At 59.9% G+C, this 6,264-nt stretch carries 4 protein-coding genes; 1 reads left to right on the top strand and 3 read right to left on the bottom strand.

The features are described from left to right. Window positions 1–288: 288 nt before the first annotated feature. Complete coding sequence (msbA, locus tag A7K61_RS17445; RefSeq protein ID WP_044270929.1) at window positions 289–2,094, bottom strand: lipid A export permease/ATP-binding protein MsbA; 1,806 nt, start codon at window positions 2,092–2,094, stop codon at window positions 289–291. A gap of 158 nt (window positions 2,095–2,252) precedes the next feature. Between msbA and A7K61_RS17440 the strand changes: the two genes are divergently transcribed. After that, a complete protein-coding gene (locus A7K61_RS17440) occupies window positions 2,253–4,094 on the top strand; it encodes an O-antigen ligase family protein (protein ID WP_069558021.1) in 1,842 nt (613 codons plus the stop codon). Between the two features lie 123 nt (window positions 4,095–4,217). Here A7K61_RS17440 and A7K61_RS17435 read toward each other — a convergent pair whose 3' ends face one another. Continuing rightward, window positions 4,218–5,099, bottom strand: coding sequence for a glycosyltransferase (locus A7K61_RS17435; RefSeq protein WP_069558020.1), 882 nt, complete (start codon window positions 5,097–5,099; stop codon window positions 4,218–4,220). Next, window positions 5,096–6,244 (bottom strand): glycosyltransferase family 4 protein, encoded by a 1,149-nt coding sequence (locus A7K61_RS17430; RefSeq protein ID WP_014716637.1) that lies wholly within the window; start codon window positions 6,242–6,244, stop codon window positions 5,096–5,098. The genes A7K61_RS17435 and A7K61_RS17430 overlap by 4 nt, the downstream gene beginning before the upstream one ends. Between the last annotated feature and the right edge of the window lie 20 nt (window positions 6,245–6,264).

Below are 6,264 nucleotides of genomic sequence, written 5' to 3'. Positions count from 1 at the left end.
TCCCACAGTTGGATCGCGGGGTGGCAGGTAGAGAAGTGTCGGCTGTCAGGCCGCTATCGCAGGCAAGCCAGCTCCCACAGTTGGATTGCGGGGTATCAGGTAGAGAAGTGTCGGCTGGGAGGCCGCCATCGCAGGCAAGCCAGCTCCCACTGTTTGGTCGAGGGGTGTCAGGTAGATATGGGTCGGCTGGCAGGCCGTCATCGCAGGCAAGCCAGCTCCCACTGTTTGGTCGAGGGGTGTCAGGTAGAGAGCCCCCTCCCCACAGCAGCGCTGTGTACACCTGTTGGATCAGGTGATATCAGCCTGCACCGGCGCATCCAGGCCCATGGCATGCAGGCGGGCGTAATAGCCGTTCTGCGCCAACAACTCGCCGTGGGTACCACGCTCGACAATCCGCCCGTCGTCCATCACCAGGATCAGGTCAGCCTTCTCGATGGTGGACAAACGGTGCGCAATCACCAGGGTCGTGCGGCCTTGCATGACCTTATCCAGTGCCGCCTGGATATGCCGCTCGGACTCGGTATCGAGGGCCGAGGTGGCCTCGTCGAGGATCAGCAACGGCGCATTCTTGAGCAATGCACGGGCAATCGCCAAGCGCTGACGCTGGCCGCCGGACAACAACACACCGTTCTCGCCCACCTGAGTATCAAAGCCCTTGGGCAACTGATCGATGAAGTCCTTGGCATTAGCATCCGCCGCCGCCGCTTCAACGTCGGCACGAGGCGCACCGGCCAGGTCGCCGTAGGCGATGTTGTTGGTCACGGTATCGCTGAACAGAGTGACATGCTGGGTAACCTGGGCAATGTGCTTGCGCAGGTTGAGCAGCTTGTAGTCCTCGATCTCGATGCCATCGAGCAGGATTTCACCGCTTTCATGGTGGTAGAAACGTGGGATCAGGCTGGCCAGGGTCGACTTGCCACTGCCCGAACGCCCCACCAGCGCAATCATCTGCCCAGGCTCGGCGGTAAAGCTGATGTCCTTGAGCACATGGCGATCAGTGCCAGGGTAGGTGAAGTTCAGGTGACGCACTTCCAGGCGACCGCTGACTTTGTCGCGTTCGAGAGTGCCGTGGTCGACCTCAACGTCTTCGTCCAACTGTTCGAAGATGCTTTCGGCGCCCGCCACACCTTTCTGGATGGTCGAGCTGACCTCCGAGAGTTGACGAATTGGCTTAGGCAACAAGCCGGCCAGGGTGATGTAGGCCACCATGTCGCCCGCCGAGGCGTCGCCACGCAGGTACAGCACCAGGAACATCAGCACGGCCATGGCGGAGTAGATCACCAATTGCAGCGCCGGGGTGTAGATCGCCCCGGTGCGGGTCATGCGCAGTTGCTTGTTGGTGTTGCTCTGGCTGGCCTTGAAGAAGCGCTTCTGTTCATAGACTTCGCCGCCGAAGCTGCGCACCACGCGGTAGCCCTGGATGGTCTCCGAGGCCACGTGGGTCACGTCGCCCATGGCCACCTGGATCTTCTTGCTCTGCTTGCGGAATTTCTTGCTGGCGGTACTGACCATCACGGCAATCAACGGCAGGATCGCGATCATCACCAACGTGAGGCGCCAGTTCATGAACAGCAAGGAGGCGAACAGGAAGATCACCGTCATGCCTTCGCGGATCACCACCTTGATGGCATCGGTCGCGGCACCCGTGACCATGGTCACGTTGAAGGTGATGCGGGAAATCAGATGCCCGGAGTTATGGTTATCGAAGTAGCGGTTGGGCAGCGTCAGCAGGTTGTTGAACAACTGCACCCGCAAATCGTGGACCAGCCCCAGGGAGACCTTGGCCAACAGGTAGTTGCCCAGGAAAGAGCCCAGGCCTTGCCAGGCCGCGATCAGGATGATCAGCAGCGGCACCGCCTGCAGCAATTGCAGGTCGCGCAAAAAGGGCACGGTCGGGAACAGCACAGCTTCCGGATTGGAGAGACCATCGACAAAGTACTTGAGGATGTAACCCAGCATCGGTTGGGTCGACGCGAAAATCAGAAATCCAAGGATACTCAACGCGAACAAGCCCATATAGGGCTTAACGTAACTGAGCAGGCGGAAGTATATTTTCAAGCTCGAAGGGCTTGCGCTCGGACTGGAGTCGGTCATATCACGCGGCGTTTTGAAAAAGGAGGCTGACTTTAGCACAGCTTCTCTGTTGTACTTGCACCCGGCGTAAGCCGCGGCCCGGTTGGATCCTACCGGCGACATTACTTAGCCACTAGCTTAAGATGGTCGGCTTTCTCTTTCTGGAATGGCTTTACTGTATGCACTCCAAGCGCCTTACCTATGGCTCAAATCGCGTTTTCGACTTCCTGGTCCTATGGATTTTGCCTGTTGGCTTGCTGCTGCTCCTGAGTGCACTGTTCTTTGTCGGCAATCGCAATGTACTGCACCGCATTGTCTACATCCTGTTCAGCGTACCGACCTTGTTTCTGTTGTGCATGCGCCCACGGGAGTTCAAGGACCTGCTGCGCGAGCCCCTGGCGATCGCGTTCCTGGCGTTCTCCGCCTGGGCGTTGACCAGCCTGCTCTGGAGCCCTGAACCCAGTTCCGATACCGACCTGTTCAAGCGGCCGTTGAATACGTTCATGCTGTTTGGTGGCTGCGGGCTGTTGCTGCACTACCGCAATGAGTTGTTCAAACCGATCTTCTTCAGCGCTGCGGTGATTGCGCTGGTGGTAAGCCTGGGTAACCTGGTGGCGTTCGCGAAGGGCTATCAACCTGGCATGCGCATGATCGGCGGGCTGGGCGCCCTCGACAACCCGCTGCTCAGCTCGCACCTGTTCGGTTTTTTCACGGTGTACTGGCTGTACGTCTGCATGACTACCCAGCGTCTCAACGTGCTGTGGTTCAGCGTACCGGCCCTGGCAATCATGACCGCTGCGGTGCTGGCGACCGGCTCACGCACGCCGCTGGTGGCGCTGACGCTGGCCATACTTTGGATGAGCTTTGTCAGCCGCAACCGACGCGCGGCACTGCTTATCACCGGCATGATCCTAGGTGCCGCCGGACTCCTGCTGTTCTTCCCCGAACTGATCACTGGACGCGGCAGCTCGTTCCGCTTTCAGCTGTGGACCATGACATTGCAGCTTATTGCCGAGCACCCTTGGATCGGGCATAGCTACGATTCCGAGCTCTACCTAATGGTGGCCAATGACTACCAACTGCGCGAACCCCACAGCTTCGCCCTCGGCGTACTTTATTATGTCGGTATCATCGGCTTTATCCCGTGGATTTTCATGCTCGGATGGGGCCTGTACAAAGGCCTGAAGGAACGCGCCCAGCCGCTGTTCATCCTGGCATCGTCTCTGCTGGCCTATGGCATCGGTGCGGGCCTGACCGAAGGCGGCGGCATCCTGTCGCGGCCCAAGGAGCATTGGTTCCTGCTGTGGATCCCCCTGGCAATCATCACCGGCCTGAGCATCGCCCAGCGCCATCGCAGTCTGCTGCGCATGCCGGTGCAGAACCTCAAACCCGCCGCGTTTGAACAGCTGTGCAGCAACGCCCATGTGATTGAAGCCGATGGCCTGGGGCCCAAAGTCCTGCGCCTGGAGGACGGCAGTTTCCTCAAGCTGTTCCGCCCACGCCGCTGGTACACCTCCGGCAGCTTCAACCCGTACTCCGAGCGCTTTGCCAGCAACAGCGAGCAATTGCGCACACTGGGCATTCCTACGCCGCACATCCTCGGGCTCTACCGCCTGGGCGACGCCAGCAGCGCAGTGCGCTACACGCCATTGCCCGGCCTGACGCTACGCCAAGCGTTGCAAAGCCTGGACAGCAGCCTGCGTGAATCACTGGTTGAGCGCTTTGGACGGTTCATGGCGCAACTGCACGAGCGCGGCGTGTACTTCCGCTCGCTGCACCTGGGTAACGTGTTGTTGATGGACGATGGTGAATTCGCCCTGATCGACGTGGCTGACCTGCGCATCTACCCGTCTTCGCTGCGTCACGCCCTGCGCCAACGTAACCTGCGCCACATGCAGCGTTATCCCCAGGACCGCAACTGGCTGTTCGAAACGCACTTCGAACAACTGGTCAAGGGTTACGCCTCGGTGGCAAGCCCAGCCGCCACCGCGAAAATCCGCGAGCAGGTCCAGAGCCTGTAAACACCCTCTGTAGGAGCGAGCTTGCTCGCGAAAAACTCACCGGCACCGCGTTTATTCAGGAAGCACGCGTTATCGTTGACGTTCTTCGCGAGCAAGCTCGCTCCTACAGGGTGCGGTGGCGGTTCAGTTTTTGAGTGGTGCCAGATACAACCGCACCAGCCCACGCAAGGTCTTGCGCCCCCAGAACTTCAACGGGATCTGCTTGAGAATCTCCCGCGCCAACGGGCGGTCGCGGTCGGCGGTCTTGAGGAACATCGAGTTCAGGAAGTTGTAGCGAACCGCGTCATAGGCCGGGTGCTCGCTGAACTTCGCGTAGGTCTTGAGGATGTTCTGGATCATGTAGCGGTGGTTCTTGTACGTGTTGTTAGCGTGCTGGCGATACTTGGCCATCACCACGTCAAGGGCGTCGATGGTGTAACCCGCCGCAGTGATCTTCAGCTGGATCAGCAGGTCTTCCAGAGGAATCTGCGGATCGAAACCACCGACCTCCTCCAGCACTGCCCGACGAATCAGCATGGTCGGCGCCGGCGGGAACGGCTTGCGGTCCAGGAACAGGTCGTCGAAATCCAGACGGCGAAACGGCACATCGCGACGCTGCTTCTTCTCCGGGTGCAGGTTGCCGTCACCGTCGATCAGCTCGATATTGCCGGCACACATGCCCACCGTCGGCTTGCCGTCCATATACGCCACCTGGGTGGCGATACGGTCCGGCAACATGATGTCATCCGAGCCGAACGGTGCGATCAGGCTACCCTTGGCGCGAGCAATCGCACCGTTCAAGGTGGCGCTGAGCCCTTGGTTCTGCTGCAACTGGAAATCAAAGCCGTGCTCGGCCTGCAAACGCCGGATGCGTTCGACGCTGTCATCCTTGGAGCCGTCGTCGACCACCAACAGCTCGATATTGGGGTAGGTCTGCCCCAACACGCTGAGAATGCTTTGCTCGATGTACTGGCCATGGTTGTAGGAGGCGATGATCACCGAGACCAGGGGTTGTGGCTGATTCATGCTCTACCTACTTCACGCAAACCGGTTTCAATCAGGGTCAGGTACTTGTGCTTGAACTCGTCGAGGGTGTGGTTGGCCTCCAAATAGCGGAACACCTCTTCACCCTTGGCGCGTAATTGTTCATCGCTCAAGGCCAGGTATGTATCCAGAGCCGCAGCCAATTGTTCGACATTGCCCGGGTCGTGGGACAAGCCGCCCGCGCCCTGCACCAGCGGCAGCATCGCCGGGCCGTTGGAGGCAATCACCGGCAGATGGCCGCTCATGCCTTCCAGCAGGGCCAGGCCCAGGCCTTCGAACAGCGATGGCATGGTCCAGATATCGAAGCCGCGCACGTACTTCATGCCGTCTTCGCGAAAGCCCAGCAAGTGCGCACGGCCGGTCAGGCCCAGGCGCTCGATGTCGGCACGCAGGTCGGCTTCGGCACGGCCGGAACCAATGATGCCCACCTGCGCCTCAGGGTATTTGTCCTTGAGCGTGGCGAAGGCTTGCAGCAGATGGGTATGGCCTTTGATCGGCACAAGGCGCCCCAGTGCGCCGATCATCCGTGCATCCATGGGCAGGCCCAGGGCCTTGCGCGCGTCCTCGCGGGACAGCTGCAAAGCCTCTGCCTGGGGAATGTCGATCGCGTTGGTGACGTAGGTAGTGTTCTCACGGGTGAAGCCGCAATTGAGATCTACCAGGTAGTCCTTGACCGCTTCGGACACACCGACAAAGCGCCACGCCGGGCTGACCCAGCGCTGGGTCTGACGCCGACGGTAACCACGGGCGTACTCGCCAAAGCCGTGGGAGATGCCGATGCACAGCGGGATCTTCAACCAGCGGTTGAGCGACAGCATCATGTTCACCGACTTGAAGCGGTTACAGATGACCACGTCGAACTTCTGCTCGCGGCAGTACTTGTAGATCTGCCACATGGCGCCAAAGCGAATGCCCTTGAGGGACTTCTCCGGCAGCTCGAAATAATGCGAGTGCTCGGCCACGCTCAGGGGTTGGCCGGGCAGCGGGCGCCCGCTGAGAAATCCAGAGGTCACCTCGAAGCGCTCAGCCGGCAGGGATTTGACGATTTGCTCACCCAAGTCCGCGAAGTCATGGGTCTTGACGTTGTAGTCCGGCTGTAACTGCAAAACCTTGAAACGAGGCTTCATAACTCTCCATGCAGCGATCT

Source organism: Pseudomonas sp. AP42 (genome assembly GCF_001728935.1).
In the GTDB taxonomy this organism is placed as follows: domain Bacteria; phylum Pseudomonadota; class Gammaproteobacteria; order Pseudomonadales; family Pseudomonadaceae; genus Aquipseudomonas; species Aquipseudomonas lactis.
This window is presented reverse-complemented; position numbering and strand designations above follow the sequence as displayed.